The 26,993-nt window shown below is 62.3% G+C and carries 22 protein-coding genes; 10 read left to right on the top strand and 12 right to left on the bottom strand.

The features are described from left to right. Positions 1 to 68: 68 nt before the first annotated feature. Positions 69 to 596, bottom strand: a complete 528-nt coding sequence (locus tag BLS57_RS04270) for a peroxiredoxin-like family protein (RefSeq protein WP_093739539.1) — start codon at positions 594 to 596, stop codon at positions 69 to 71. A gap of 111 nt (positions 597 to 707) precedes the next feature. On the opposite strand from BLS57_RS04270, the gene BLS57_RS04275 reads away from it, so the two are divergent. Continuing rightward, positions 708 to 1,883, top strand: a complete 1,176-nt coding sequence (locus tag BLS57_RS04275; protein ID WP_093739541.1) for a BaiN/RdsA family NAD(P)/FAD-dependent oxidoreductase — start codon at positions 708 to 710, stop codon at positions 1,881 to 1,883. Positions 1,884 to 1,992: 109 nt separating this feature from the next. On the opposite strand, the gene murD is transcribed toward BLS57_RS04275, so the two are convergent. Beyond that, positions 1,993 to 3,393, bottom strand: coding sequence for a UDP-N-acetylmuramoyl-L-alanine--D-glutamate ligase (gene murD, locus BLS57_RS04280; RefSeq protein ID WP_093739543.1), 1,401 nt, complete (start codon positions 3,391 to 3,393; stop codon positions 1,993 to 1,995). 74 nt (positions 3,394 to 3,467) lie between these two features. On the opposite strand from murD, the gene BLS57_RS04285 reads away from it, so the two are divergent. Further along, entirely contained in the window at positions 3,468 to 4,394 is a 927-nt protein-coding gene (locus tag BLS57_RS04285) for a glutaminase (RefSeq protein WP_093739545.1), read from the top strand. Positions 4,395 to 4,398: 4 nt separating this feature from the next. On the opposite strand, the gene mraY is transcribed toward BLS57_RS04285, so the two are convergent. The 7 genes from mraY to mraZ are packed head-to-tail and all read right to left on the bottom strand — an operon-like array spanning position 4,399 to position 12,085. Next, positions 4,399 to 5,481 (bottom strand): phospho-N-acetylmuramoyl-pentapeptide-transferase, encoded by a 1,083-nt coding sequence (gene mraY / locus BLS57_RS04290; RefSeq protein ID WP_093739547.1) that lies wholly within the window; start codon positions 5,479 to 5,481, stop codon positions 4,399 to 4,401. A 45-nt stretch (positions 5,482 to 5,526) separates the two neighbouring features. Next, entirely contained in the window at positions 5,527 to 6,954 is a 1,428-nt protein-coding gene (locus tag BLS57_RS04295; protein ID WP_093739549.1) for a UDP-N-acetylmuramoyl-tripeptide--D-alanyl-D-alanine ligase, read from the bottom strand. After that, positions 6,951 to 8,432 carry a UDP-N-acetylmuramoyl-L-alanyl-D-glutamate--2,6-diaminopimelate ligase gene (locus BLS57_RS04300; protein WP_093739551.1) on the bottom strand — a complete coding sequence of 494 codons (1,482 nt, stop codon included), beginning with the start codon at positions 8,430 to 8,432 and terminating at the stop codon, positions 6,951 to 6,953. Before BLS57_RS04300 ends, BLS57_RS04295 begins: the two co-directional genes overlap by 4 nt. 12 nt (positions 8,433 to 8,444) lie before the next feature. Continuing rightward, entirely contained in the window at positions 8,445 to 10,232 is a 1,788-nt protein-coding gene (locus BLS57_RS04305; RefSeq protein WP_093739553.1) for a peptidoglycan D,D-transpeptidase FtsI family protein, read from the bottom strand. Then, positions 10,229 to 10,603 carry a cell division protein FtsL gene (ftsL, locus tag BLS57_RS04310; RefSeq protein WP_093739555.1) on the bottom strand — a complete coding sequence of 125 codons (375 nt, stop codon included), beginning with the start codon at positions 10,601 to 10,603 and terminating at the stop codon, positions 10,229 to 10,231. Before ftsL ends, BLS57_RS04305 begins: the two co-directional genes overlap by 4 nt. A gap of 2 nt (positions 10,604 to 10,605) precedes the next feature. Continuing rightward, positions 10,606 to 11,589 (bottom strand): 16S rRNA (cytosine(1402)-N(4))-methyltransferase RsmH, encoded by a 984-nt coding sequence (gene rsmH / locus BLS57_RS04315; RefSeq protein WP_093739557.1) that lies wholly within the window; start codon positions 11,587 to 11,589, stop codon positions 10,606 to 10,608. A 4-nt stretch (positions 11,590 to 11,593) separates the two neighbouring features. Next, a complete protein-coding gene (gene mraZ / locus BLS57_RS04320) occupies positions 11,594 to 12,085 on the bottom strand; it encodes a division/cell wall cluster transcriptional repressor MraZ (RefSeq protein ID WP_093739559.1) in 492 nt (163 codons plus the stop codon). Positions 12,086 to 12,889: 804 nt separating this feature from the next. Between mraZ and BLS57_RS04325 the strand changes: the two genes are divergently transcribed. After that, complete coding sequence (locus BLS57_RS04325) at positions 12,890 to 13,660, top strand: hypothetical protein (protein WP_093739561.1); 771 nt, start codon at positions 12,890 to 12,892, stop codon at positions 13,658 to 13,660. A gap of 9 nt (positions 13,661 to 13,669) precedes the next feature. Here the strand turns inward: BLS57_RS04325 and BLS57_RS04330 are convergent, their stop codons facing one another. Next, the gene (locus tag BLS57_RS04330; protein ID WP_093739563.1) at positions 13,670 to 14,734 is read right to left on the bottom strand and encodes an Mrp/NBP35 family ATP-binding protein; all 1,065 of its coding nucleotides are present in this window, start codon (positions 14,732 to 14,734) and stop codon (positions 13,670 to 13,672) included. A gap of 604 nt (positions 14,735 to 15,338) precedes the next feature. Between BLS57_RS04330 and BLS57_RS04335 the strand changes: the two genes are divergently transcribed. From BLS57_RS04335 to BLS57_RS04350, 4 genes are all read left to right on the top strand, one after another. After that, the gene (locus BLS57_RS04335) at positions 15,339 to 15,551 is read left to right on the top strand and encodes a DUF1127 domain-containing protein (protein ID WP_093739565.1); all 213 of its coding nucleotides are present in this window, start codon (positions 15,339 to 15,341) and stop codon (positions 15,549 to 15,551) included. A 255-nt stretch (positions 15,552 to 15,806) separates the two neighbouring features. Then, entirely contained in the window at positions 15,807 to 16,655 is an 849-nt protein-coding gene (locus BLS57_RS04340; protein ID WP_093739567.1) for a DMT family transporter, read from the top strand. Between the two features lie 45 nt (positions 16,656 to 16,700). Next, positions 16,701 to 17,102 carry a hypothetical protein gene (locus tag BLS57_RS04345; protein ID WP_093739569.1) on the top strand — a complete coding sequence of 134 codons (402 nt, stop codon included), beginning with the start codon at positions 16,701 to 16,703 and terminating at the stop codon, positions 17,100 to 17,102. Then, positions 17,099 to 17,782 carry an HTTM domain-containing protein gene (locus BLS57_RS04350; protein WP_093739571.1) on the top strand — a complete coding sequence of 228 codons (684 nt, stop codon included), beginning with the start codon at positions 17,099 to 17,101 and terminating at the stop codon, positions 17,780 to 17,782. The genes BLS57_RS04345 and BLS57_RS04350 overlap by 4 nt, the downstream gene beginning before the upstream one ends. On the opposite strand, the gene BLS57_RS04355 is transcribed toward BLS57_RS04350, so the two are convergent. Then, the gene (locus BLS57_RS04355; protein ID WP_425274327.1) at positions 17,771 to 18,271 is read right to left on the bottom strand and encodes a DUF6998 domain-containing protein; all 501 of its coding nucleotides are present in this window, start codon (positions 18,269 to 18,271) and stop codon (positions 17,771 to 17,773) included. The genes BLS57_RS04350 and BLS57_RS04355 overlap by 12 nt on opposite strands. 95 nt (positions 18,272 to 18,366) lie before the next feature. Further along, positions 18,367 to 20,784 (bottom strand): ATP-dependent helicase, encoded by a 2,418-nt coding sequence (locus tag BLS57_RS04360; protein ID WP_093739573.1) that lies wholly within the window; start codon positions 20,782 to 20,784, stop codon positions 18,367 to 18,369. Positions 20,785 to 20,996: 212 nt separating this feature from the next. Between BLS57_RS04360 and BLS57_RS04365 the strand changes: the two genes are divergently transcribed. The 3 genes from BLS57_RS04365 to BLS57_RS04375 all read left to right on the top strand — a co-directional run bounded on the left by BLS57_RS04365 (position 20,997) and on the right by BLS57_RS04375 (position 26,571). Further along, on the top strand, positions 20,997 to 21,770 hold the full coding sequence (locus BLS57_RS04365; protein WP_093739575.1) for a hypothetical protein: 774 nt from the start codon (positions 20,997 to 20,999) through the stop codon (positions 21,768 to 21,770). A gap of 114 nt (positions 21,771 to 21,884) precedes the next feature. Next, the gene (locus tag BLS57_RS04370) at positions 21,885 to 23,033 is read left to right on the top strand and encodes an alpha-hydroxy acid oxidase (protein ID WP_093739577.1); all 1,149 of its coding nucleotides are present in this window, start codon (positions 21,885 to 21,887) and stop codon (positions 23,031 to 23,033) included. 97 nt (positions 23,034 to 23,130) lie between these two features. Next, the gene (locus BLS57_RS04375) at positions 23,131 to 26,571 is read left to right on the top strand and encodes a pyruvate carboxylase (RefSeq protein WP_093739579.1); all 3,441 of its coding nucleotides are present in this window, start codon (positions 23,131 to 23,133) and stop codon (positions 26,569 to 26,571) included. Positions 26,572 to 26,993: the final 422 nt, after the last annotated feature.

The raw sequence follows: 26,993 nt of genomic DNA on the forward strand, positions 1-26,993 counted from the left end.
CAGAGAATTTAGCGACACCCGATGCCGCAGGTCAGGCGGGGCCAGCATCAGCCCCGCCTGCGTGGCAATTATGCCGCTTTATGGGTGCCGCGCACCGGGTAGTCGTTGTTGCGGATGAACTTCAAGCCACCCAGCAGACCTTCGAGATCCGGGCGCGAGAAAGGTGCGTTCGAAATGTCGACGATATGCAAGTTACCCTCGCCGTTGATGACGAATGTCGCGGGCTCCGCGAAGGGCCGATCGGTTTCCTGCGCGCTGCGCGGGTCCGAGATATAGAGACCCAGATCGCGCATCTGGTCGAGCGTCATGTCATAGCCGATGGGCAGGGTCAGGCTGTCCTCATCCGCGATGCCTTGGGCTTTCTCCTCCGGATCGCCAGAGACGGCAATCACATCGACACCAATTTCGTGGAAGTCGCCCTGAAGCTTTTCAAGCTGCGCGAGGTACTTTTTGCAGATCGGGCAATGCAGGCCACGGTAGACCACGACGAGCTGCCAGTCGCGCCCCTCTTGCGGTTGGCCCAAGGTCAGCGTGCCGCCGCCGATCTTTGCCACATCCATCTTCGGAAATTCTTGTCCTGCGGTCAGTTTGGTCATTCTCTGCTCCTGTTCATTTTGCGTCTCGCCCCAAGCTATGCCGCCCTATGCGCGCAACAACCGCTGTCACGTCTTCTTGACCGGGGCGGCACATTCGGGCAGAGCGCGCGGATGCAAGTTGATACAGCGATTATCGGCGCCGGGGCCGCCGGCATGATGTGCGCCGCCTATGCGGGCGGGCGCGTCTTGGTGGTGGACCATGCCAAAGCGCCGGGCGAGAAGATCCGCATCTCGGGTGGCGGGCGCTGCAATTTCACCAATATGTATTGCGAGCCGCAGGCGTTTCTGAGCCAGAACCCGCATTTCGCGAAGTCTGCGCTGGCGCGCTATACCCAGTGGGATTTCATCGAGTTGGTGGATCGACACGGCATCGCTTGGCATGAAAAGACGCTGGGGCAGTTGTTCTGCGATGTCAGCGCCAAAGAGATCATCGCCATGCTGCGCGGGCTGATGCAGCAGGCCGGGGCCGATCTGCAGCTGAGAAGCAGCGCTAGCAATTTCGCCAAGACCGAAAGCGGCTTTACCTTTGATCTGCAAACCCCTGAGAAGAAAGTGAAAGTCACCGCCCGCAACCTCGTCATCGCCACCGGTGGCAAGTCGATCCCCAAGATGGGCGCAACGGGCATGGCCTATGACGTGGCGCGCCAATTTGGTCTGCCCGTGACCGAGACCCGCGCCGGATTGGTCCCCTTCACCTTTGCCGAAGGGCGCTTCGCTCCCCTCGCCGGGGTCGCGACCCCGGCCCGTGTGACGGCGGGAGCGACGGGTTTCGACGAAGCGCTGCTTTTCACCCATCGCGGACTGTCGGGTCCGGCGGTCTTGCAGGCTTCATCATATTGGCGCGAGGGGGAGGCGATTTCGGTGAACCTCGCCCCCGAAGGCACCCTGCTCTCGGCTTTGCGTGAGCAGCGTCAGCAGTCGGGGCGACGGAATTTCACAACCGTTTTGGCGCAGCATCTGCCATCGCGGTTGGTGGAGTATTTGGGGCAGGAATTTGATCTCTCGGGCAATCTGGCCGATTGGTCCGATGCGCGGCTCTCGGCTTTTGTCGAGGCGCTGCAAGACTGGCAGCTGCATCCCGGTGGGACCGAGGGCTACCGCACGGCGGAGGTGACCTTGGGCGGCGTGGATACCGATGCGCTGTCGTCCAAGACGATGGCGGCGAAAGAGGTGCCGGGGCTCTATTTCATTGGTGAAGCGGTGGATGTGACGGGCTGGCTCGGCGGGTATAATTTTCAATGGGCATGGTCATCCGGCATGGCCGCAGCGCGAGCGATAGCAGGCTAACCTAACCTACTGTCCCGCCCGGCCGCAGGCCGGGCAGCGCCGACCCGCCCCCCTGGGCGGCGCTTTCAGCACCACCCGCGGGCCGGCGCTGCCCTCCGCGTTTACCACCCTACTCCGCCAAAACCTTCTGCACCTGCGCCACAAAATCCTCCCCGCGCCGCTCAAAACTGTCGTATTGATCAAAACTTGCCGCCGCCGGGGCCAAGAGCACCACATCGCCCTCTTCCGCCTCCGCCGCCGCAAGCGCTACGGCCTTTTCCATCGTGCCGCAGACCTCGGCCTCCGCAGTCAACTGCATCGCAAACTGCGCTGCCTCGCGCCCGATCACATAGGCCTTGCGCACGCCGCCCTGCGCCTCGGCCAAGCCGCCAAGCCCGCCTTCTTTCTCAAGCCCGCCGCAAATCCAACGGATATTCTTAAACGCCGCCAAAGCCTTGGCCGCACTGTCGACATTGGTGGCCTTACTGTCATTGACGTAGCGCACACCATTCACCTCTGCCACGGTCTGCGAGCGATGCGGTAAGCCGCCGAAACTGTGAAACGCCGCTTCGATCACCCGAGGGGCCAGCCCAAGCGCGCGGCAGGCGGCATAGGCGGCGCAGGCGTTCTGATGGTTATGCGCGCCGGGCAGCCCTTGGATGCCGCGCAGATCAATCGAGCCGACCTGCTTACCGCGTCGGTATTCGCTCAAAAACCCTTTGCGGGCAAAGACCTGCCAGCCGGGGCCTGACAGTTTCCGCTCGGCACTGATGCGGATTACGCGGTCGTCACCCGGCCCTTCGCTCAGCTGCCCGGCCAGAAACCGCCCCTCCGCCTCATCGACGCCGATCACAGCACGGTCCGGCCCACCCTCGGCAAAGAGCCGACGTTTCGCCGCGTAATAGCCGCCCATCCCCGCGTGGCGGTCCAGATGGTCGGGCGTGAGATTGGTAAAGACCGCAACATCAGGCGTCAGCGCGCGGGCGAGTTCAGTCTGATAGCTGCTTAACTCCAACACCACGACCTCACCATCAACCGCCGGATCAAGGTCCAGCACCCCGCGCCCGATGTTGCCCGCCAATTGGCAGGGCCGCCCGACATGCTCCAAGATATGATGGATCAGCGCCGAAGTGGTCGATTTGCCATTCGAGCCCGTCACGGCCACAACGCGCGGCGCGACATCATAGTGGTCCCACGCCAACGTTGCGAAGCTTTGAAAGAACAGCCCGATGTCATTGTCCACCGGCACGCCCGCCTCCAACGCAGCGGCAACCACCGGGTTTGGCGCAGGGTAGAGATGCGGAATGCCGGGGCTCACGATCAGCCGCGCGACCTTGTCCAGCGCACCCGGGCCCAGAAGGTCGCCGCAAGACAGCCCCTCGGCCTCGGCCCGCGCCCGGGCGGCCGGGTTGTCGTCCCAGCAGATCACCTTTGCTCCACCCGCCGTCAGCGCCCGCGAGGCACTGATGCCAGAGCGTCCCAATCCCAGCACCGCAACCCGCGCGCCTTCCAAGCCCTGTACTGGAATCATCTGCAAACCCCTGATAGCCGTTGACCCCAGAATGGGGGCATGATGCGCCCACCACAAGCCAGAGGCCGCCTAAGATGTCCAGCCCCGCGAAACCCGACCTCGCCGATGTGTTGCCGCGCCTCAATGGCATGATGCGCGAGGATGACCTTTGGGGCGATGTGGCGGGCTATATTCCGCAGCTTGCCACGGTGGACTCCGCGCAGTTTGGCATCGCGGTCGTCACAGCGGACGGGCAATGCCATGTGGCGGGCGACACCACCGTGCCCTTCTCGGTGCAGTCGATCACCAAGGTCTTTACGCTGGCCATCGCCCTTGGCCGCTCGGGCGACCAACTGTGGCACCGCGTCGGGCGCGAGCCTTCGGGACGGGCGTTCAACTCCATTGTGCAGCTAGAGCAAGAACAGGGCCGCCCGCGTAATCCCTTTATCAACGCAGGGGCCATCGTCACCACCGATGAGGTCTTGGGCAACCGCGAGCCGCGTGAAGCGCTGGCCGAGATCATGCGGTTTGTGCGCGAGGCTGCGGGCACCGATGACATCCACATCAACGAGGCCGTCGCCGCTTCGGAAACCGACTTTGGCCACCGCAACTTTGCGCTGGCGCATTTCCTGAAATCTTACGGCAACCTCAACAACGCGCCGGAACTGACGCTGGGCACCTATTTCCACCACTGCGCGATGGAGATGACGGTGCAGCAGCTTGCCATGGCGGGCCGCTTCCTGATCGAAGCGCCCGAGGTGCCGCGCTTGGTGGCCCCAAGCCGCATCCGGCGGCTGAACGCGCTGATGCTGACCTGCGGGCATTACGATGGGTCGGGGGATTTCGCCTACCGCGTCGGCCTGCCGGGCAAATCCGGCGTGGGCGGCGGTATTTTGGCGATTGTGCCGGGGCGGGCCAGTATCGCGGTCTGGTCACCGGGGCTGAACCGCTATGGCAACAGCCAAAAGGGCACCGAAGCACTGGCCCTTTTGGCGCGTCACATGGACTGGTCGATCTTTTGAGGGCCTAGCGCACCTTGAGCGTTGCCAGCCCCAACAGGGCAAGGATCAGCGAGATGATCCAAAATCGGATCACGATCTGCGGCTCGGCCCAGCCCTTTTTCTCATAGTGGTGGTGGATCGGCGCCATCAGGAAAACCCGCTTGCCGGTGCGTTTGAAGTAGATCACCTGAACGATGACCGAGAGCGCCTCGACCACAAACAGCCCGCCGACGACCGCCAGCACCAACTCGTGTTTCGTCGCCACGGCGATTGCCCCCAAGGCCCCGCCAAGCGCCAGCGAGCCCGTGTCGCCCATGAAGACGGCAGCAGGTGGCGCGTTGTACCACAAAAAGCCCAAGCCGCCGCCGAAGAGACCGGCGGTAAAGATCAAGATTTCACCCGTCCCCGGCACATAGTGCACATCCAGATAATCGGTAAAGTCGACCCGGCCCACGGCATAGGCGATGACGCCGAGCGCCCCGGCGGCAATCATCACTGGCATAATCGCCAAGCCATCGAGACCGTCCGTCAAGTTCACCGCATTGGCAGAACCCACGATCACGATCATTGCAAAGGGTACGAAAAGCACGCCGAGGTTGATCAATGTGTCCTTAAACACTGGCAGCGCCAATTGGTATTGCAGGCTTTCAGGATGATACTGTGCGGCCCAAAAACCCGCGATACCTGCAATTAAAAAACCTAGGAAAAGCCGCAACTTACCCGGCACACCGTCGGTGTTTTGCTTGCTCACTTTGGCATGATCATCGGCATAGCCGATGGCGGCGAAGCTCATGGTGACAAAAAGCACCAGCCAGACAAAGGGGTTGTCGAGCCGCGCCCACAAGAGCGTCGAGGTCAGCAGTGCCCCAACGATCAACAGACCGCCCATGGTCGGCGTGCCCGCTTTGACGAAATGCCCCTCGGGGCCGTCGGTGCGGATCGGCTGACCCTTGCCCTGACGCTTGCGCAGGACATTGATCAGCGGCTTGCCAAAGAGAAACCCAAAGACCAAGGCCGTAAAGAACGCCCCGCCTGCGCGGAATGTGATGTAGCGAAACAGGTTAAAGAAATCGCCGCCATCCGACAGCAGCGTCAACCAATAGAGCATGTTTCGCGTCCTTACTTCGGCATTTTGGGATCAATTGCCCGGATTTCAGGCATTCGGGACCGGATGGCCCATTTTGCGGATGGCGTCAACGATTGTGCCAAGCTTCATCGACAAGGAGCCTTTGACCAGCACAACATCGCCGGGAGTGAGGTCTTTGCGCAACGTCTCGAGCAGCGCGTCCGAGGTCTCGACCCATGTGCCGCGCTTTTGGTCGGGCAAAGCGTCATGCAAAGCGCGCATCAGCGGGCCGATGCAATGCACATGGTTGATGGCCGCCATGGCGTCGAGATCGGCAAGCCCGGCGTGCAGTGCGGTGGCCTCTGGCCCCAATTCTTTCATGTCACCCAGAATCGCGATGCGCCGTCCGCTGCCCGAGGGCGCTTGACCCACCTCGGCCCCGGCCAGCACCGCAAGCGACGCGGCCACAGAGGTCGGATTGGCATTATAGCTGTCGTCGATCAGTTCCAGCACATGGTCCGTGTCACCGGAATCAAGCAAGATCTGCTCGCGCACCCCGCGCCCGGCATAGGGCGTCCAGCGGCCCAGCGATTGCACCGCCAGCGCCCGGTCGGCGCCAAAGGCATCGCTGATCGCCAGCGCGCCGAGCGCGTTCATCGCGAAATGCTGGCCCGGTGTGGCGATTTTATACAGGAGCGGCGCGCCAGCGACATCGGCTTGCGCCACGGTCGTCTCGCCCTGAACCTTCACATCGGTGAGCGTGTAGTGGTGGCCTTTACGGCCAAAGGTCGTCTCGCGCAGCCCACGCTCCAGCGCTTTGTTCAGCACAATATCACTGAGGTCGTGGTCCGCATTGATGACCGCCACGCCGCCCGCTTCCATGCCGTCAAAGATGCTCGCTTTCTCAACGGCAATCGCGGCGACATTCTCGAAGGCTTCCAAATGCACGGCGGCGACATTGGTCACCATTGCGGCATGGGGCTGCGCCTGTTTGGCCAGCGGCGCGATTTCGCCGGGGTGGTTCATGCCGATCTCGATCACCGCATAATCGGTGTCGCGCGGCATCCGTGCCAACGTGAGCGGCACGCCCCAGTGGTTGTTGTAACTGTCGACGCTGGCATGGGCCTTGCCCTGATCGGTGAAAATCGCCAGCAGCATTTCCTTGGTCGAGGTCTTACCGACGCTGCCCGTCACCGCCGCGACCTTGGCCTGCGGCCCCAGACGCGCGCGTCCGGCTTTGCCGAGGGCTTCAAGGGCGCGCTGCACGTCTTCGACAATCAGCAGCGGCGCGTCTTCCGCCACACCCTCGGGCAGATGGGTCACCAGCGCCGCGGAGGCACCTTTCTCCAGCGCCTGAGCCACGAATTCATGCCCGTCGCGCGCCGCCTTCAGCGCCACAAAAAGATCACCCGGCTGCAAAGTTCGCGTGTCGATCGACACGCCGTTGCAGACCCAATCGCCCTGCGCCTGCCCGCCCGTGGCCTCCGCCGCTTCTGTCGCTGTCCAAAGGCTCATGCCAGTCTCCCATCCAGTGCCGCCACGGCCACGCTGGCCTGTTCCACATCATCAAAGGGCAGCACGTCGTCGCCCACGGTCTGCCCGGTCTCATGCCCCTTGCCCGCGATCAGCAGGGCGTCGCCCGGCTCCAGCGCATCGACACCGCGCAGGATCGCTTCGGCGCGGTCGCCGACCTCCATCGCCTCGGGCGCGCCTTCGAGCACGGAGGCGCGGATACTGGCGGGGTCTTCGCTGCGCGGGTTGTCGTCGGTGACGATGACCAGATCGGCATTTTGCGCCGCCGCCTGCCCCATCAAGGGGCGTTTTGCGCGGTCTCGGTCGCCGCCTGCGCCGACGATGGCGACCAAGCGGCCCATCACATGCGGGCGCATGGCGGCCAGCGCGGTCTCCACCGCATCGGGCGTATGGGCGTAATCGACAAAGACCGCCGCGCCATTGTCGCGGGTGGCGGCAAGTTGCATCCGGCCCCGGACGGTCGTGAGGTGCGGCAGCGTGTCGAAGACCTCTTGCGGGTCCGCGCCACAGGCGATGACCAAACCCGCCGCGAGCAGCACATTGTCGGCCTGAAAGCCGCCGATGAGGTTCAGCCGCTTTTGATAGGACTTGCCGCGCCAGGCAAAGCGCAGGTCTTGGCCGGTGGAGTCGAACCGCTGGCCTTGCAGCTGCAGATCGCCCCCATCGCGGCCCACGGTGATGACGTCGCACCCCCGCGCGCGGGCGATGGCGGCCATGTCCACGCCCTTAGCGTCGTCGACATTGATGACCGCCGTGCCGTCCTCCGGCAAGACACGGGCGAAAAGCGCGGCCTTGGCGTCGAAATAGGCCTCAAAGGTCTCGTGGTAGTCCAGATGGTCTTGGGTGAAATTCGTAAACCCCGCCGCCGTGAGCGTCACCCCGTCCAAGCGGCGCTGGTCCAGCCCATGCGAAGACGCCTCCATCGCCGCATGGGTGATGCCGTTTCGCGCAGCCTCGGCCAGCGTGCGGTGCAGGGTGATCGGCTCGGGCGTGGTATGGGCCAAGGGCGCGGCCCAAGCGCCTTCGACGCCAGTGGTGCCGAGGTTCACGGCAGGCAGTCCCATCTCAACCCAAATCTGGCGCACGAAGGACGAGACGGAGGTTTTGCCGTTGGTGCCGGTCACCGCGATCATCGTCGCGGGCTGGCCGCCGGACCACAGCGCCGCCGTCCGCGCCAGTGCTTCGCGGGGGGAGTCGGAGATGACCAGCGCGGCGTCAGAGCCTGCCAATGCCTCCGCCGCAATCTCGGCCCCTGCCGCGTCGGTCAGCACCGCGGCCGCGCCCATGCGCAAAGCCTTTTCGACAAACTCCGCCCCATGCACCCGGCTGCCGGGCATGGCGGCGAAAAGCGTGCCCTCGCGCACCTCGCGGCTGTCGACGGCGATGCCGGTGATCGTAGGGTTGGCCCCCGCACGCGCAGTGAGCCCGAGGGAGGAAAGCGGAACGGCCCGGCTGGTCATAGTGATGTCTTTTCAGTTGCTGCTGGTCAGCGTTACCACAGCCTCGTTCACCGGTTCAACAGCCGGACGCAGACCTAAGAGCGGCGCGATGCGGCGGACCATCTCGGCGGCCACGGGCACCGCTGTCCAACCCGCCGTGCGGCGCGGTTTGGGGCCTGAGGTCTCGACCGGCTCGTCCAGCGTGACGATCAACACGTATTTCGGGTTATCAATTGGAAAGATGCTGGCGAAGGTGTTGATCACCTTGTCGTCGTAATAGCCGCCGGTGGGCTTTGGTTTGTCCGCTGTCCCAGTCTTGCCCGCGATCATGTAGCCGGGGACTTCGGCAAAGCTCGCCGTGCCGTCCGTCACCACCTTGCGCAGCATCATGCGCGCTTGGGCGGCGGTGTCTTCAGACATGACGCGGGGGCCAAGCTGGGGGGCGGATTGCTTGAGCAAGGTTGGCTTCACCACACGCCCGCCGTTGGCGATGGCCGCATAGCCCGCCGCAAGGTGCATCGGTGTGCTGGACAGGCCGTGGCCATAGGAAATCGTCACGCTCGACAGGTCGGTCCAGCGGCTTGGCAAGAGCGGTTTGCCGCCCGAGGCTTCGACGATCTCAAAGGGGGTCGGCTCGAAAAAGCCGAGGCTTTTCAAGAACTCCTGCTGCCGCTCGACACCGATCTCCAGCGCCATACGGCCTGTGCCCCGGTTCGAGGAATGCACGATGATGTCGGCCACGCTCAGCTTGCCGTAGTTCTTGTTGCGGAACTCGCCGATGCGGAAACCGCCGACCTTCATCGGGCCAGAAGTGTCGATCACCGTGTCGGCGTTGAACAGCCCCAACTCGATCGCCTGTGCGGCGGCGAAAATCTTGAAGGTCGAACCCAGCTCGTAGACCCCCTGCACCGAGCGGTTAAACAGCGGGCTGTCCGAGGCATCGCCTTCGGTCAGTGGGCGGGGACGGTTGTTGGGGTCGAAATCGGGCAGCGAGGCGACCGAGATCACTTCCCCGGTGTGTACGTCCATCAGAATGCTGGTGGCGCCCTTGGCGTTCATCAGCTTCATGCCACCGTAAAGCACGCGCTCAGCGGCGGCTTGCACGGTCAGATCAAGAGACAGTTCCAGCGGTTTCGCGCCATTGGCCGGGTCGCGCAGGTAATCGTCAAAATACTTCTCGGCCCCCGCCACGCCGATCACCTCGGCGGCATGGACGCCTTCCTTACCGTAACTCGCCCCGCCCAAGACATGCGCAGCCAGCGAGCCATTGGGGTAAAGCCGCATGTCACGCGGTGCAAAGAGCAGACCGGGATCGCCGATGTCATGCACGGCCTGCATCTGCTCGGGGCTGATTTTCTTCTTAATCCATAGGAACTTACGTTTGCCCGTAAAATCTTTGATCAGACGCTCTTCCTCGAGGTCGGGAAAGACTTTGACCAGTTTCTTCGCCGCCGCTTCAGGGTCAATCATATGGCGCGGCTGCGCATAGAGCGCATGGGTCTGAAAGTTCGTCGCCAGCAGATTGCCATTGCGGTCAGTGATATCTGCACGCGAGGCCGAGATCACTGCGCCGGGTGCATAGCCGCGCGGCTCTGACGGCTCGGACATGGCCAGAAGCCCCATGCGACCGCCGATCACGGTAAAGGCGCAGAGAAAGAAGAAGCTGAGGACCAAAAGCCGTCCTTCGGCCCGCACCCGCGCCTTGTCGCGCATCTGCTCATGCCGAATGCGCTTGTTCTCGCGCTCAATCGCATCGGGGTTTTCGCCCTTTTGACGGGCGTCGAGGATACGGGCCAGCGGGCGCAGCGGCGTGCGGATCATTGGGCGACCTCCTCGGCGACGCCATTCAGCGCGTCGTAATTCATCGTCGAGACATCAACGGGATCGGTGATTGGCAACAGCGGCGCGGGCGGATAGGCCACTTGATCGACCTGACCGAACTGCCCCGGATGCAGCGGCAGCAGCCCCAACCTGTCAAAGTTCAGATCCGCCAGATCGCGCAACCGCGCGGGGCGGTTCTGAAACGCCCATTCCGCGCGCAGCACGGCCAGACGGTCATGAGCGTCGCGGATGTTGGCATGCAGCTTGTCCGCGTCGCTCAGCGCCTGTTGGGTGGCGTAGTTTTCGCGGTAGGCCCAAAAGGCCAGACCGACAACGGCGAGGGTGGTCAGAATATACATCACCGTACGCATGCTCAGAGTCCCCTAACCATCGGCATGCCGATGGATTTCGCATCAATCTCACCGCTTGGCGCATCGGTGCGCGTAGCGACCCGCAGCTTGGCCGACCGGCTGCGCGGGTTTTCGTCCAACTCTTGGGCATCCGGTCCGATAGCCTTGCGCGATTTCAGTGTAAACTGCGGCGGTGCCTGCTCCAGCGCGGGGGCGAAACGGTTGGCATTGCCCCTGGCCCCGGCGCGGGCGGTAAGGAAGCGTTTGACCATGCGGTCTTCGACCGAGTGGAAGGTGACAACCGCGAGCTTGCCACCGGGCTTCAGCGCGCGCTCGGCGGCCATAAGCCCCTGAAACAATTCGCCATATTCGTTGTTCACCGCAATCCGCAGCGCCTGAAAGCTGCGCGTTGCAGGGTGGCTCTGACCGGGTTTGGAGCGCGGCAGGCAGCCTTCGACCAGTTTCGCCAGCTCCAAGGTCGTGGTGATCGGCGCTTCATCCCGTGCGCGGATTATCGCCTTTGCGATCCGGCGCGAGGCGCGTTCTTCACCGTATTGGAACAGGATATTGGCGAGGGTCTCTTCTTCGGCCTCATTGACCAGATCCGCTGCCGAGGGGCCGTCTTGGCTCATTCGCATGTCGAGCGGGCCGTCTTTCATAAAGGAGAACCCACGCTCCGCCTGATCGAGTTGCATGGAGGAAACGCCAAGGTCCAGCACCACGCCATCGAGGTCTTGCGCATATTCATCCATGCGCGAAAAGACACCCTGCTGCATGGTGATCCGGTCGCCGTAGTCTCCGGCCCATTCAGCGGCCATCTCAAAGGCCAGCGGGTCGCGATCCACTGCGATGACGCGCTCGGCCCCGGCCTCTAACAAGCCGCGGGTATAGCCGCCCGCGCCAAAGGTGCCATCAAGCCAGACGCCTTCCACAGGTGCCACGGCAGTCAGAATGGAGCGCAGCAGAACAGGGGTGTGGGGGGCGGAAGGGGCAGAGGCAGCAGCCATTCCGTCAGACCTCCATATCGCCATCCAGGAACGAGAGCGGATCGACGTCGTCCGGCAGCTCCTGCTGCCAGGCTTCTTCCTCGGTCTCGTAGGTTTCGGGCTTCCAGATCTGGAAGGTGTCGCCGGCGGCTATAAAGAACGCCTCGCCGTCGAGTTCGATCTTGTTGCGCAGCTTGGCGGGGAGCACCAAGCGGCCTGTCTCATCTACCGTGGTCGGGAAAGACTGGCCGTGAAACAGACGCTGCAGCGCCTTACGCTCCATCGACCCACGCGGCATGCGGTCAATCTTGGCGTCGACCTCTTCGATGGCTTCCATTGTATAGCATTCAAGGTAGTTGCGGCGGTGGTCACCATAGACGATGACCAACTCAGGGTTGTCGCCGTTCTTCCAGTTCGGATCGCCAGCTTCCAACACACGCCGAAAAGAGGCTGGGATGGACACCCGCCCCTTCGTATCGACCTTGTGTTGGCTCTCGCCTCTGAACCTGCGGCTCACCTGATGTCCCTGCCTCTTGCGCCTCTGCGCTTAATTCGTTGTCCGCCGTGGCCTGGAAATGGAAACGGCGGGTTGATCTGCTGCCACTGATCAACCCGCCGCCCACGTCCCGCAGCTTGGCGGGGAAGTCCGACTGCGCGCGCCATCTGGGGGGATGTCTGCTCGCTCGCGCGCCGGATCTCTTTGTTCTGATGAAAGCGAGGTGCCTGTATGAACCTGCTAGGTTTTGTCTTTTTTGGGGTCGTTTGTTGCCCCGTGTCCCGTTCTCATCCGATGCATTAGGGATGCCATGGGAATTGATGGGCGTCTACATTTTTTTTCGAGTTTTCCGCAATATTTTGTTTTGCACAGGGTGTGAAAACAACATCTGGTATAACGTTGTCGGCGAAAAATGGCTTAATTAGCTTAAAATCCAGCGAAGAACACAAGATATTGTTGCCTCAACGGGTCGCTCAGAATGTCCCACGATTTCCCAGCTATTTTTGCACACATAGTTATCCACAGGTTGTGTTCGTTGCCTGTTCTTCAATCTTGCCCGTTTGGGGACGAAAGCACAACGGAAGTCCCATGAATTTTGATTCGGAATCGCAGGTCAGACCCAGGCCTTCCCCTCATTTCCCATCCTGCCCATGAATTCCCGCGACTTTTCCCAAGACCTCCCACGCGCCCATGCTTTCCCATGTCGCTGCCGCCGATCCGTCCCATGCGCCACCATCCGAGGCCGGCTCGCCAGCACCCGCGGCCCGACACCTTGCTCTTCGCGCGTGACCGAGCGAAAAAGGCGGCGCAACTTTGGAGCCCGCCATGAACAAAGCCACGGCCTTTTTCGCCCACGCCCTGAACATGCTCTTCCACGCCCCGGCGACCACGCTGCGTGTGGTCTTGCCTGCGGTGCTTTGGGTCATGGGGTCAGCGGCTGTGGCGGGGATGCTTGCGAGTGATGCGCTTGCGACTGTTCAGAATGCCCTCCAAGACGCCCCGCCCCCGCCCGCCGATCAACTGTTCATCCTGATCATCTGCGGCATCGCCGGAATTCTGGGCTATGCGCTCATGGCAATCCTCTGGCACCGCCATGTGCTGCTGGAGCGCGAGACGCAGGCCGAGGTCCGCCCCAGCATGCAACTCTACTGGTCTTATGTCTGGCGCGCCATCGTGCTGGGCTTTGTCCAGTTCCTCGCCGCGATCCCGATCGGGCTGGCAATGATGTTGCTTAGTGGGCTTATGGGACGCAGCACCGCCACCCTTATGCTCATCGGCCTCGCCGCCGGGGTTGCCTTCCTCTGGGTAGCCCTGCGGCTCAGTCTCGTCCTGCCCGCCGCCGCGATGGGACGGGTCATGTCGATACGCGAAAGCTGGGAGGCCACGGCCCCGCTCGCCGGCACCCTCTGGGCGCTGGCTGTGCTGCTGGCGGTGGTGAACACGATGCTTGGCGTGATCTCGGGCGTGCTGTTGCCAGATGACCCCGGTGTGCGCCTGCTCCTCGATTCCGCCCTCTATATAATAGAGGGGCTGGTTTTCGTCTCTGCACTCACCACTCTATATGGTCACTTGATCGAAGGCCGCACGCTCGGCTGAGCACAGCCCTTAGGCCATGCCCCCTTCGATCAACCCCTGCGCAATACGGGCATAGGCCTCGGCCATCGGCCCCTCGCCTGCGGCCACCGGTGTCCCGCTGTCGCCCGCAAGCCGCGTCTCGAGGTCAATTGGCAGGCTGCCCAAGAGCGGCACGCCCATCTTCTCCGCCTCGGCCTTCACGCCACCATGGCCAAAGATCTCATGCTGCGATCCACAATCGGGGCAGACGAACATCGACATATTTTCGATCAAGCCGAGCACCGGGGTCTTCAGCGTGGCGAACATATCCAAGGCTTTCCGCGCATCAATCAGCGCCACGTCCTGCGGCGTGCTGACCACGATGGCCCCGGAAAGCTCCGACTTGGTGCAAAGCGTCAGCTGCACATCCCCTGTGCCCGGCGGCAGATCCACGAGCAGCACGTCCAGCTCACCCCACTCCACCTGCCCCAGCATCTGTTGCAGCGCGCCCATCAGCATCGGGCCGCGCCAGACCACGGCCTTACCCTCTTCGAGCATAAAGCCGATAGACATCAGCGTGACCCCATGGGCCTGCAAGGGAATAATCGTCTTGCCGTCCGGGCTCGCGGGGCGTTTGTTCACCCCCATCATGCGCGGCTGGCTCGGGCCATAGATATCGGCATCGAGCAGCCCAACCTTGCGGCCCGCTTTGGCCAGCGCAACGGCAAGGTTCGAACTCACGGTGGATTTCCCCACACCGCCTTTGCCCGACCCAATCGCCAGAATGCGCTTCACACCGCTGGGCTTCATCGGCCCCTCCTGCGGCTTGGGATGGCCGCCGACCTTGAGGCTAGGTGCCTTGGCCGCCGGGCCATGCGCCGTCAGCGCGACAGAGACATCGCCCACCCCCGGCAGATCGCGCACCACCTGCTCCGCCGCATCGCGCAGCGGCGCCATCTGGCGCGCCACATCCGCGTTGGGCGCCTCGATCACAAAGCGCACCTTATCCCCGTCCACCGTCAACGCCCGGACGAGGTCATGGGCCAACAGGCTCTTGCCATCGGGCAGAGCGACTCGCTCCAAAGCAGCTTCGACTTCGGCTTTCGTCACGGACATGCGGAAATTCTCCTCTATTACGCCTCCTGAAATGGCAGGTTCTGCGGCAAGCGCAAGCCTCGGGGCGGATTTGCCCGCAAGACAGGCAATATGCCTAAGGTTTACGCAGGGTTACCATGTTTTCGCTGCATAGCAGCATTGCAAAAAGGATTATTGTGCAATCGCAGCAATTAGCGCTAACTTAAGGACATAGGCAGGGCCAAGCGCCCCGCTGCCGAATACATCAGACTTATCCATCCTCCTCCCGGATATGTCTGTTGTCGGAAAGGTCAGATGAGCCCATCCTCCTCCCGGGCAAGTCTGAGCTTGAAAAGACCAGACGCGTCCATCCTCCTCCCGGATGTGTCTGTTATTGGCGGCGACATCTACCTCCTCCCAGATGTCGTCGCCCCTTTCTCCCCCTTCACTACCATATGACAGTTTCGTGACCGCGCCGCCCCCAAGCGAAGCGCGTTTGAACCGTTTTTTAACAACGGCTTATGCCCTCTGCGCACCCATGCATTTTCTGCATAGCGGCAATGACTTTATGCCCATTGTGCAGATGCAGAAAGAGCGTAAATAGCGGGCAACGAGATGATCAACAGATGAAAAATGAGGCGCCGAAATGGCTTATATGAACACGACTTCCGCAACGACCCCTTCCTTCTTCGCCCGTATCGGTGGCGCATTTGAAGGTCTTGCAACCCGCTACAAGCAGCACCGCCTGTACCGTGAAACTTTTGACGGTCTCAGCGCGTTGAGCAACCGCGAACTGGCCGACCTTGGCCTGTCGCGTTCCGAGCTGCGCCGCGTAGCCTGGGAATCCTCGCGCCGCTAAGGCCGAGCAAAGAGATCGGGCAACAGGACCCCTCCCTGTTCTGTTGTCTGTACCCGGGGTGCGCGTCACTTTCCTCCTCCCTGATGAGGCGGACCCCAACATGAGACCCGAAGCCGACCCTCCCTCGACGCTTCGGGCCGACATAGAAACGGCGGCACCTTCCTCCCAAGGTGTCGTCGTTTTTGTTTTTAAACGCTCTTTCCTAGTTTTGCCCGCCCCGCTAGCCTGTCTCAACAGGCAGGGAACGGGCAGCATATGAGCGGATGGGTCTTTATCGCGGTGATCGCCGCCGCAGCGCTGCACGCGCTGTGGAACGCACTGGTCAAGGGCGGCGCGGATAAGACGCTGAACATGGGCGCTGTCATCATCGGCCATGCGCCGCTGGCCACACTCGCCGTCATCTACGCCCCGCTCCCCGCCCCCGAAAGCCTGCCTTACCTCTTTGCCGGACTGGCCCTGCATTTCGGCTATCAATGGTTCCTGCTGCGCGCCTATCTTTTGGGGGACCTCACCCAAGTCTACCCCATCGCCCGCGGCTCCGCCCCGCTGATCGTGGCGCTGTTTTCGGTGCTGGTGCTGGGCGTCCATCTCGACGGAATGGAGCTTCTCGCCATCGCGATCATCGGGGCGGGCATCATCAGCCTCGCGCTCGTGCGCCGCGCCGATGGTCTGCGCAACGGCAACGCGGCGGTGCTGGCCCTGATTACCGGGCTGTTCATCGCCAGCTATTCGCTGGTCGACGGCCTCGGCGCGCGACTCTCGGGCAGTTCTCTCGCCTTCTTCGGCTGGATGGCGCTCGGCAATGGTTTGATGATGGCCGCCTTCCTCGCGGTCACCTCGCCACAAAGCCTGCGCGATCTGCCGCGCAAGGGGCTGCCTGTCTTCCTGATCGGCGGCAGCGCGTCCTTTATCGCCTATGCGCTTGTCACATGGGCCTTCACCCAAGCGCCCATCGCGCTGGTCACGGCCCTGCGCGAAACCAGCATCATCTTCGCCCTACTGATCGGCGTGGTGTTTTTGAAAGAGCGCCTGAGCCTTATCAAAGTCGCCTCCACCATGACCACGCTGCTCGGCGCGGTGCTCTTGCGCTTCGTTCGGTCCTGAACCGTCTTTACCCGAGGTTAACCAAGCCCTTGCTACCCCCAGCCCATGAGGAAAACGCTTTCGCTTGTCCTGCCCGTACTGATTCCGTCGTGGCAGTTCTTCAAGACCATTGAGCCGTCACCCCGCGTGCAATGGGCGCGGATCGACGGTGACGCGCCCCGCTGGCAGGAATTCCGCCCGCGCCCGCAACGGCTTAGCCCTGCGCAGATGCTCAGGCGGCTCTTCTACAGTGCGGCATGGAACGAAGCCCTATTCCTCGTCAGCTGCGCCGAACGGATCGAAGCCGAACCCACGGCCCACAGCATCACCGAAATCCAGCGCCGCATTCTCGCGACCCTGCCCCACACGCCCGACGCCACACTGCAATTCCGCCTGATCTTCATTGACCACAACGGCCAAGACCTCCTCTACCGCTCCGCCCCTTTCCCAGCCCACCCCGCGCCGTGAGCCTTGAAACCGCCCTACGTGCCACGGAAGTCCTACTGGCGCTGGTCTTTCTTCAACAAAGCGCTGAACACATCTTCCACCGTCGCGGCGAGGCCCTGCTCTTCGCCCCCCGCGCCGCATTGTCCCTGCTGCTGCTCTCCGGCATCGCCCCGCTCCCGGTGCTTTTAGCCCTCTCGGCCCATAGCCTATTGGTGCTGCACCGCTTCTCCGGACCCTACAACGGCGGCTCCGACCGCATGGGCCTGCTCACGCTCTATTGCCTGACCCTGGCCCAAACCCTGCCCCCCGGCTCCGCTCGCGAAGGCGCGTTCGGCTACCTCGCCGTGCAGGTGCTGCTGTCCTATTTCATCTCCGGGCAGGTCAAAGTCATCAACCCCGACTGGCGCAGCGGCCGTGCGCTGCAAGACGTCTTCGCCTTTTCCGCCTATCCGGTCAGCGAAGACCTCCGCAGCCTCGCCGCCCGCCCGCGTCTGCTGTGGCTGATGTCATGGTCGGTGATGCTGTTCGAACTGGCCTTCCCCGTGGCCCTGTTCCACCCGACGGCGCTCATCGCCGCGCTCGCTGTGGCAGCCCTGTTCCACCTCGCCAACGCCTGCCTCTTCGGCCTGAACCGTTTCGTCTGGGCGTGGCTCGCCGCCTATCCGTCAATCCTCTGGCTACAGGACCGACTACTCGGCTGATAATACCGCAGTGTCAGCCAAGAACGGTAGGCGCAGCGCCGGGTCCATATGAGCATCCAACTCTTTAATGCGCTTGCGCGAGACTAGCCGCTGCCCTGTCCACCCGTCTTTCAGACATTCCAAAACGGGCTCTTCAGGTCCATTATAAAAGACAACGCCGCTGCAATTGTCGAAATCTAAACAGAAGTAAATTAAATGGTCTGCGTTTTGTTCAATCGGACGAAATGCAGGTCCACGCTTGGTGTCTGTTGCCTTTATCTGAACGGTTCTCCCGTCTGGCGCATAGCCATCGATCCCAGCAAGAGACTTGGCTTCTACCAGTTTTATACCAAGCAGTTCAACTGCCAGCGCCTCACCGATATCGCCCACCAGATTGCCGTCGAGCATGAAGTTTAGCTTTGCTTTGTGCCCACCCCGCTCAAGCACGTTCTCGTAATGGGAACGGACTTCGTTACGGGCTCTGACAAGATCAGCAATGACAGGCGGCATCGAAAAGGGTCTCAATAGAAATCTCTAATTGGTTGTATGAGCTTAACAACGCAATAAAAGACTATTGGCAAATGGGAGGCAATAGCGACCAGCCCTTAAAACGGCACGTCATTCCCGCCCGTCAGGAACCGCGAAACGACCTTCTTGGTGCCCGCCTTTTCAAACGCCACCTCCATCTTGTCGCCCTCGATCCCGACCACCTCGCCATAGCCGAACTTGTCATGAAACACCCGCTCGCCCATCTCAAAGGCCGCGACGGCTTGCATATCAATCGTGACATTCTTGCTCTCATGCGGCTGGCTCATCCCCCGCGCCCCGCTGCGCGCCTGAAGCCGCCGCCAGCCGGGTGAGTCGTAAACATTTGCATTCGCCGCCCGGTCATGCAGGTCCGACTGCGGCATCGCCGCGCCAAAGCCACCGCCATAAAGCCCCGGCGGCGTCAGCACCTCGACATGCTCCTCGGGCAACTCATCGACAAAGCGCGAGGGCATCGCGTTCTGCCACTGTCCAAAAACCCGACGATTCGCGGCGAAGGAAATCGTGCAAATCCGCTCGGCCCGCGTAATTCCCACGTAAGCCAACCGCCGCTCTTCCTCTAATCCCTTGATCCCGCTTTCATCCATCGAGCGTTGCGAGGGAAACAAGCCATCTTCCCATCCCGGCAGAAAGACCATCGGAAACTCCAACCCCTTGGCCGCATGAAGCGTCATGATCGAAACCTTCTCCCCATCGCCCTCCTGCTCATTGTCCATGATCAAGCTGACATGTTCCAAAAATCCTTGCAGGTTTTCAAAGCCTTCCAGGGCTTTGACCAATTCCTTGAGGTTCTCCAGCCGCCCCGGCGCTTCGGGCGTTTTGTCGTTCTGCCACATCCCGGTGTAGCCGCTCTCGTCGAGGATCATCTCGGCCAGTTCCACATGGCTGACCTCGGGCGGGCCATAGTCCACCCGCAGCGGCGCGGCCCCGTCATCCAACACGGAATCGTCTTCGCTGATCTCGATCCGAGGCCCGCGCAGCATCGACGACCAGCGGTCGATCCCCTCAACCAGCAGCCGCAACTGCGCCGCCCCCTTGCCCGTGAGCCCATCATGCGCCAGCAAAATCCGCGCCCCTTCGACAAGGTTCACCCCATGATCCCGCGCCGTGCGCTGGATTTTCTGCTGCGCCTTATCGCCTAGCCCGCGTTTGGGCGTGTTCACGATCCGCTCGAACGCCAGATCATCATCCGGGCTAGTGACCACGCGGAAATAGGCCATGGCATCGCGGATCTCCAAACGCTCATAAAAGCGCGGCCCGCCGATTACCTTATAGGGCAGACCGATGGTCAGAAACCGATCCTCAAAGGCCCGCATCTGGTGGCTCGCCCGCACCAATATCGCCATATCGTCCAGCGAAAACGGGTCCATCCCCCGCGTGCCGCGCTGCGCGGATTCGATCTCGTCCCCGATCCAGCGTGCCTCTTCCTCACCGTCCCAATGGCCGATCAGACGCACCTTCTCGCCCTCGGTTTCCTCGGTCCAGAGCGTCTTGCCCAGACGTCCCTCATTGCCCGCGATCACCCCCGAAGCGGCGGCCAGAATATGCGGCGTTGAGCGGTAATTCTGCTCCAGCTTGACCACATGCGCGCCGGGGAAATCCGTCTCAAACCGCAGGATATTGCCCACCTCGGCCCCGCGCCAACCATAGATCGATTGGTCATCATCGCCCACGCAGCAGATATTCTTATGCCCCTGCGCCAAAAGCCGCAGCCAGAGATACTGCGCCACGTTGGTATCCTGATATTCGTCAACGAGGATGTATTTAAACCAGCGCTGATACTGCGCCAGCACATCCGGATGGGTCTGAAATATCGTCACCATATGCAGCAGCAGATCGCCAAAATCCGTGGCGTTCAGCTCGATCAAGCGCTTTTGATACTGCGCGTAAATCTCCGCCCCGCGGTGATTATAGGCCCCCGCATCCGCGCTCGGTATCTTATCCGGCGTCAGCGCGCGATTTTTCCAGCCGTCAATCACGCCTGCCAGCATCCGCGCTGGCCAGCGTTTGTCGTCGATGCCCTCTGCCGCCACCAATTGCTTCAGCAGCCGCAACTGATCATCCGTATCCAAAATCGTGAAATTGCTCTTCAGCCCGACCAGTTCCGCATGCCGCCGCAGCAGCTTGACGCAGATCGCGTGAAAGGTGCCGAGCCAGGGCATCCCCTCGACCTGTTGGCCCAACATCTGCCCCACGCGGTTTTTCATCTCGCGCGCGGCCTTGTTGGTAAAGGTCACCGCCAGTACCTCATTGGGCCGCGCCCGTCCGGTGTTCAGCAGATGCACGATTCGCGCCGTCAGCGCCCGGGTCTTGCCGGTGCCAGCCCCCGCCAGCATCAGCACAGGGCCGTCCATCGTCTCCACCGCCGCACGCTGGGCGGGGTTCAACCCCTCCAGATAAGGCTGCGGGCGCGCCGCCATGGCGCGGGCGGACAAAGATGCGCCCTCGAAGGCGTCCATTTCATCGAAATCACTCATGCCCGTAACCTAGCGCGTCCGCGATATGAGATAAAGAGACGTTCCACAAATGTTCCATGACTTCCCGCACAGGTTGCCGTTTTCCGCCGCAGCGCCCCCGCCCAGCGCAAAAGACACTTCGAATTTTAGAAGAGGCGCAAATGTTTACTCCTTGATAATCCTTTCCAACCAAGGTGACCCCTCAATGACCACACCAGCCAGAGGAACCGCTCATGTTCAGAAACGATGACACTTCGGTACTGCGCCGAGAACTTGATCGGTTCAAACTGCCGATGTTTGTTGCCGAGCTGAACCCAGACAGCGGCCACTTTGAACTGCTGGCGCTCAACGCAGCACATGAAGCCCATAGCGGCATGGTCATGTCAGACGTGGTTCACCGCCCGCTGCATGACTTCATGCCTCATGAAGAAGCCGAGGCGGTCAACCAACGCTACGCCCGCTGCGTGTCAGAGGCGTCGCAAATCCGCTACCGCGAGATGCTGCATATGCCGCGTGGCCCGCTGATCTGGGACACGACGCTGCACCATATCCAAACCCTCAAGGGCGCGGATCGGGTTGTCGGTAGCGCCATCGTGGTCGAACGTGTGCAACGCGACAACCGCGATACGCTCGCCTTTGAAGACGTCCGCTATTTCGCGGCGACCTCGTCGTTCAAACTCGAACAAATTTCCAGCGTGCTGGACGCCGCCGAAAAAGGCTTGATCGATCCGGCCAAGCTCACCGGATCCGCAGGTATGCTGGCCGGGCTTTGCCGCGCGATTGACAGCACGATGCAAGAGCTACGCGGCATCGCCCAAGAGCGTCTTGACGCCGAACCCGCAGCGGGCGTGCATCTGATCGACCTTGAATGCGAAGAAGACCGCGACGGCGGCGAAGTCGAAGCGGCCATCTCCGCGCTGGTCGATTTGGCAGGCAATCTGACCACGCCGCCCACAGGCAAACCCATCCAAGCCCCGCCTCTCGCCCGCAGCGGCTACAGGCAGTGACAGGGCCGCACAAAATCAGATCGAACAGGCACCCAGCCAGAAAGCAACAGTATTGCGCCGGGCAATAGCCTTGCCTCTCTGGACAATCCCCCGGCTGGTCGCACAAATGCGCGCATGGATTTACATGCGACCTACCCCGCCCTTTCCGACCTGCGCGACCGCGCCCGCAAACGCTTGCCCAAGTTCGTTTGGGAGTACCTCGATTCCGCCACCGGCACCGAGGCCACCAAACACCGCAACCGCGCGGCGCTTGACTGTGTGGGCCTCATGCCTTCAATCCTGCATGGTGAATTCACCCCCGATCTCAGCATAGAGCTTCTTGGCCAGAAAATGCCCCTGCCCTTCGGCATGTCGCCACTGGGCATGTCCGGCCTGATCTGGCCCGACGCCGAATGCCATCTCGCCCGCGCCGCCGACCGCGCTGGCATCCCCTACGGCCTCTCCACCGTCGCAGCTGCCAGCCCCGAAGACCTCGCCCCGCATCTGGGCGAGCACGGCTGGTTCCAACTTTACCCGCCCCGCGACCCCGAAATCCGCGCCGACATGCTCGCCCGCGCCAAGTCCGCCGGTTTCACCACCCTTGTGCTCACCGTCGATGTCCCCGTCGCCTCGCGCCGCGAGCGTCAGACCCGCTCGGGCCTGACCAGCCCGCCTAAGCTCACCCCGCGTCTGATGGCCCAAGTCGCCGCCCGCCCTGCATGGTCTATGGGCATGGCCCGCCGCGGCCTGCCCCATATGGAGATGCTGGACAAATACACCCAAGGCACCGCCACCGCGAACCTGCCGCCCACCGCCCATGTCGGCTATCTGCTGCGCACCGCGCCGGATTGGGACTACCTGCACTGGCTGCGCGACCACTGGGACGGGCCACTGGTCATCAAGGGCGTGCTGCGCCCCGAAGATGCCACTGCACTCGAAAAAGCAGGCGTCGACGCGATCTGGGTCTCCAACCACGCCGGTCGCCAGTTCGACGCCGCCCCCGCCAGCGCCGAAGCCCTCCCCGCGGTCCGCAAAGCCACCGCCCTGCCGATCATCTTCGACAGCGGCATAGAGTCCGGCCTCGATATGCTCCGCGCCTTCGCCCTCGGCGCGGATTTCGTCATGCTGGGCCGCGCATTCCACTTCGCCCTCGCAGCCCTCGGCCCGCGCGGCGTTGACCATTTGATCGACCTGCTGTCTCGCGACCTCATCGCAAATATGGGCCAACTTGGCGCGCGCCATCTGCGCGACCTGCCCCCGCCCTTCGACCTCACGCCGCTCTAGGAACCTTACAGAAATGTGACAAACACCGCCTCAGCCCCCTTGCGCTGCACCGCAGCATCCTTAAGCTGCCGCCAAATCCAGCAGGGGAGACCAGCCAGTGACCGATTTTAAAAAGATCCTGATCGCCAACCGCGGTGAAATCGCGATCCGCATCATGCGTGCGGCCAATGAGATGGGCAAGAAAACGGTCGCCGTCTATGCCGAAGAAGACAAGCTCGGCCTGCACCGTTTCAAAGCCGATGAGGCCTACCGCATTGGCGAAGGCTTGGGCCCCGTCGCCGCCTATCTCAGCATCGACGAAATGATCCGCGTCGCCAAAGCCTCCGGCGCTGACGCGATCCACCCCGGTTACGGCTTGCTCTCGGAAAACCCCGAATTCGTCGACGCTTGCGAGCAAAACGGCATTACCTTCATCGGCCCCCGCGCCGAAACCATGCGCGCTTTGGGCGACAAAGCCTCCGCCCGCCGCGTCGCAATGGAAGCCGGCGTGCCGGTCATCCCCGCCACCGAAGTGCTCGGCGAAGATATGGACGCGATCCGCGCCGAAGCGGCAGAGGTCGGCTACCCCTTGATGCTCAAAGCCTCGTGGGGCGGCGGCGGGCGCGGGATGCGGCCGATCATGTCCGAAAAAGAACTCGAAGAGAAAGTCCGCGAAGGCCGCCGTGAGGCCGAAGCCGCCTTTGGCAACGGCGAAGGCTACCTCGAGAAAATGATCCTCCGCGCCCGCCACGTCGAGGTGCAAATTCTGGGCGACAAACAGGGCGACATCTACCACCTCTTTGAGCGTGACTGCTCCGTCCAGCGCCGCAACCAAAAGGTCGTCGAACGCGCGCCAGCCCCTTACCTGAGCGAAGACCAACGCGCCGAAATCTGCGAATTGGGCCGCAAAATCTGCGCCCATGTGAACTACGAATGCGCCGGCACCGTCGAATTCCTCATGGATATGGACGACGGCAAATTCTACTTCATTGAAGTGAACCCCCGCGTGCAGGTCGAACATACCGTCACCGAAGAGGTCACCGGCATCGACATCGTCCGCGCCCAGATCCTCATCGCCGAGGGCAAACCGCTGGCCGAAGCCACCGGCAAGGCCCGGCAAGAAGACATCACCCTCACCGGCCACGCGCTGCAGACCCGCGTCACCACCGAGGACCCGCAGAACAATTTCATCCCCGACTATGGCCGCATCACCGCCTACCGCTCCGCCACCGGCATGGGCATCCGCCTCGACGGCGGCACCGCCTATGCGGGCGGCGTCATCACGCGCTATTACGACAGTCTGCTGACCAAGGTCACCGCCAAAGCCCCCACGCCCGAAATGGCCATCGCCCGGATGGACCGCGCTTTGCGCGAATTCCGCGTGCGCGGCGTGTCGACCAACATCGCCTTTGTCGAAAACCTGCTGAAACACCCGACGTTTCTGAACAACGAATACACCACCAAATTCATCGACGAGACGCCCGAGCTTTTCAACTTCAAGCAGCGCCGCGACCGCGCAACCAAGGTGCTGACCTATATCGCCGACATCACCGTCAACGGCCACCCAGAGACCAAGGGCCACGCCCTGCCCGCCGCCCATGTCCGCGACCCCAAGCCGCCCGTGCTGCGCGGCGAGCCGCAGATGGGCACGCGTAACCTATTGGAACAAAAGGGCCCGCAGGCCGTGGCCGACTGGATGGGCCAGCAACGCCAACTGCTGATCACCGACACCACCATGCGCGACGCGCATCAATCCCTGCTTGCCACCCGCATGCGCTCGCGCGACATGATCCGCGTGGCCCCCGCCTATGCCGCCAACCTGCCGCAACTTTTCTCGGTCGAATGCTGGGGCGGCGCGACCTTTGACGTGGCCTATCGCTTCTTGCAGGAATGCCCCTGGCAACGCCTGCGCGACCTGCGTGCCGCCATGCCGAATGTGATGACGCAAATGCTCCTGCGCGCCTCCAATGGCGTGGGCTACACCAACTACCCCGACAATGTGGTGCAGAAATTCGTCGCCACCGCCGCCAGTACCGGCGTTGATGTCTTCCGCGTTTTCGACAGCCTGAACTGGGTTGAAAACATGCGCGTCGCGATGGACGCCGTGATTGAGGCGGGCAAGGTCTGCGAAGGCACGATCTGCTACACCGGCGACATCTTTGACCCCGACCGCGCGAAATACGACCTTCAGTATTACGTGACCATGGGCAAGGAATTAAAAGCCGCCGGCGCCCATGTGTTGGGCCTGAAAGACATGGCCGGATTGCTGAAACCCGCCCAAGCCCGCGTGCTGGTCAAGGCACTGAAATCCGAAGTTGGCCTTCCGATCCACTTCCACACCCATGACACCGCAGGCAGCGCCACGGCCACCATCCTCGCCGCCTCCGAGGCGGGCGTCGATGCCGTCGACTGCGCCATGGACGCGCTCTCGGGCAACACCTCGCAGGCGACCTTTGGCACCGTGGTCTCGGCGCTCAAGCACACGGACCGCGACACCGGGATCGACATCAAAGCCGTGCGCGAAATCTCTGATTATTGGGAAGAAGTCCGCGGCCATTACGCCGCTTTCGAGACCGGCATGCAAGCGCCCTCGTCGGAAGTCTACCTGCACGAAATGCCCGGCGGCCAGTTCACCAACCTCAAGGCGCAGGCGGCCTCCATGGGGCTGGACGACCGCTGGCCCGAGGTCGCGCGCACCTATGCCGATGTGAACCAGATGTTCGGCGACATCGTCAAAGTCACGCCCTCGTCGAAGGTCGTCGGTGACATGGCCTTGATGATGGTGTCCCAAGGCTTGACCCGCGCACAGGTCGAAGATCCGGAGGTCGATGTTTCCTTCCCCGACAGCGTCATCGACATGATGCGCGGCAACCTCGGCCAGCCGCCCAACGGTTTCCCGGCGGGTATCGTGAAGAAGGTGCTGAAAGGCGAAGAACCAAACACCGAACGCCCCGGCAAACACCTCGCGCCTGTCGATCTTGAAGCCGTGCGCAAGGAGTTGTCTGAGCAGCTCGAAGGCATCAAGATCGACGACGAAGACCTCTGTGGCTACCTCATGTATCCCAAGGTGTTCCTCGATTATATGGGCCGCCACCGCACCTATGGCCCCGTCCGCACCTTGCCCACGCATACGTTCTTCTATGGCATGGAACCGGGGGCAGAAATCTCGGCCGAGATTGACCCCGGCAAAACCTTGGAAATCCGCCTTCAGGCTGAATCCGAGGCGGGCGAGGATGGGGAGGCCAAAGTCTTCTTCGAGCTTAACGGCCAACCGCGGGTGATCCGTGTGGCCGACCGTCTGGTGAAAGATGCCACCGTCCAGCGGCCCAAGGCCGAAAGCGGCAACGACAACCACATCGGCGCGCCGATGCCGGGGGTTGTGGCGTCGGTTGGGGTCAAGGAAGGGCAGAGTGTAAAAGCGGGCGACCTGCTGCTGACCATCGAAGCGATGAAGATGGAAACCGGCCTGCACGCCGAGCGGGACGCGACGGTGAAGGCGGTACATGTCCAAGCCGGAGGCCAAATTGACGCGAAGGATTTGCTGGTCGAGTTGGAGTAACCCACTTAAGCGGCGCGCCTCATAGTCAAGCGTGCCGTCCAGCCTCCCACCCCGGCCCGGAATCAAGCCGCAGGCGCCGGGCCATCGCCTGCCCGCCCCATCGGGTAGGCGATCTGGCGAGGCTGGGCGCGACCTTGCGAACGCACATCACAGCTGCACCATAAAGTGGCACGAGGCACAGTTCGGATCGCCAACCCGCGGGCAGACGCTGGCCCTCACCAGTTAACCTTCTGGTAACGATTACACCGCACGTCGTATTAACGTCGTCCCGAAGGCCCATTTCCCGCACCAATGCACTACGCCCGGTGTACGCCCAGTGTACAACATGTGACTCCCAAATCCCCAACAATATCAAACCTTAACACCCCAAACTTCACACCCCCGTGCAATCGCCTCCCACCGCGTCCCCACGCCGCATTGCC

It is taken from the genome of Sulfitobacter delicatus (genome assembly GCF_900102535.1).
Classification (GTDB): domain Bacteria; phylum Pseudomonadota; class Alphaproteobacteria; order Rhodobacterales; family Rhodobacteraceae; genus Sulfitobacter; species Sulfitobacter delicatus.

Bases quoted from the DNA above. Each gene is read 5' to 3' on its own strand.
- BLS57_RS04270 (WP_093739539.1), bottom strand. From the start codon at position 596: ATGACCAAACTGACCGCAGGACAAGAATTTCCGAAGATGGATGTGGCA.
- BLS57_RS04275 (WP_093739541.1), top strand. From the start codon at position 708: ATGCAAGTTGATACAGCGATTATCGGCGCCGGGGCCGCCGGCATGATG.
- murD (WP_093739543.1), bottom strand. From the start codon at position 3,393: ATGATTCCAGTACAGGGCTTGGAAGGCGCGCGGGTTGCGGTGCTGGGA.
- BLS57_RS04285 (WP_093739545.1), top strand. From the start codon at position 3,468: ATGTCCAGCCCCGCGAAACCCGACCTCGCCGATGTGTTGCCGCGCCTC.
- mraY (WP_093739547.1), bottom strand. From the start codon at position 5,481: ATGCTCTATTGGTTGACGCTGCTGTCGGATGGCGGCGATTTCTTTAAC.
- BLS57_RS04295 (WP_093739549.1), bottom strand. From the start codon at position 6,954: ATGAGCCTTTGGACAGCGACAGAAGCGGCGGAGGCCACGGGCGGGCAG.
- BLS57_RS04300 (WP_093739551.1), bottom strand. From the start codon at position 8,432: ATGACCAGCCGGGCCGTTCCGCTTTCCTCCCTCGGGCTCACTGCGCGT.
- BLS57_RS04305 (WP_093739553.1), bottom strand. From the start codon at position 10,232: ATGATCCGCACGCCGCTGCGCCCGCTGGCCCGTATCCTCGACGCCCGT.
- ftsL (WP_093739555.1), bottom strand. From the start codon at position 10,603: ATGCGTACGGTGATGTATATTCTGACCACCCTCGCCGTTGTCGGTCTG.
- rsmH (WP_093739557.1), bottom strand. From the start codon at position 11,589: ATGGCTGCTGCCTCTGCCCCTTCCGCCCCCCACACCCCTGTTCTGCTG.
- BLS57_RS04325 (WP_093739561.1), top strand. From the start codon at position 12,890: ATGAACAAAGCCACGGCCTTTTTCGCCCACGCCCTGAACATGCTCTTC.
- BLS57_RS04330 (WP_093739563.1), bottom strand. From the start codon at position 14,734: ATGTCCGTGACGAAAGCCGAAGTCGAAGCTGCTTTGGAGCGAGTCGCT.
- BLS57_RS04335 (WP_093739565.1), top strand. From the start codon at position 15,339: ATGGCTTATATGAACACGACTTCCGCAACGACCCCTTCCTTCTTCGCC.
- BLS57_RS04340 (WP_093739567.1), top strand. From the start codon at position 15,807: ATGAGCGGATGGGTCTTTATCGCGGTGATCGCCGCCGCAGCGCTGCAC.
- BLS57_RS04345 (WP_093739569.1), top strand. From the start codon at position 16,701: ATGAGGAAAACGCTTTCGCTTGTCCTGCCCGTACTGATTCCGTCGTGG.
- BLS57_RS04355 (WP_425274327.1), bottom strand. From the start codon at position 18,271: ATGCCGCCTGTCATTGCTGATCTTGTCAGAGCCCGTAACGAAGTCCGT.
- BLS57_RS04360 (WP_093739573.1), bottom strand. From the start codon at position 20,784: ATGAGTGATTTCGATGAAATGGACGCCTTCGAGGGCGCATCTTTGTCC.
- BLS57_RS04365 (WP_093739575.1), top strand. From the start codon at position 20,997: ATGTTCAGAAACGATGACACTTCGGTACTGCGCCGAGAACTTGATCGG.
- BLS57_RS04370 (WP_093739577.1), top strand. From the start codon at position 21,885: ATGGATTTACATGCGACCTACCCCGCCCTTTCCGACCTGCGCGACCGC.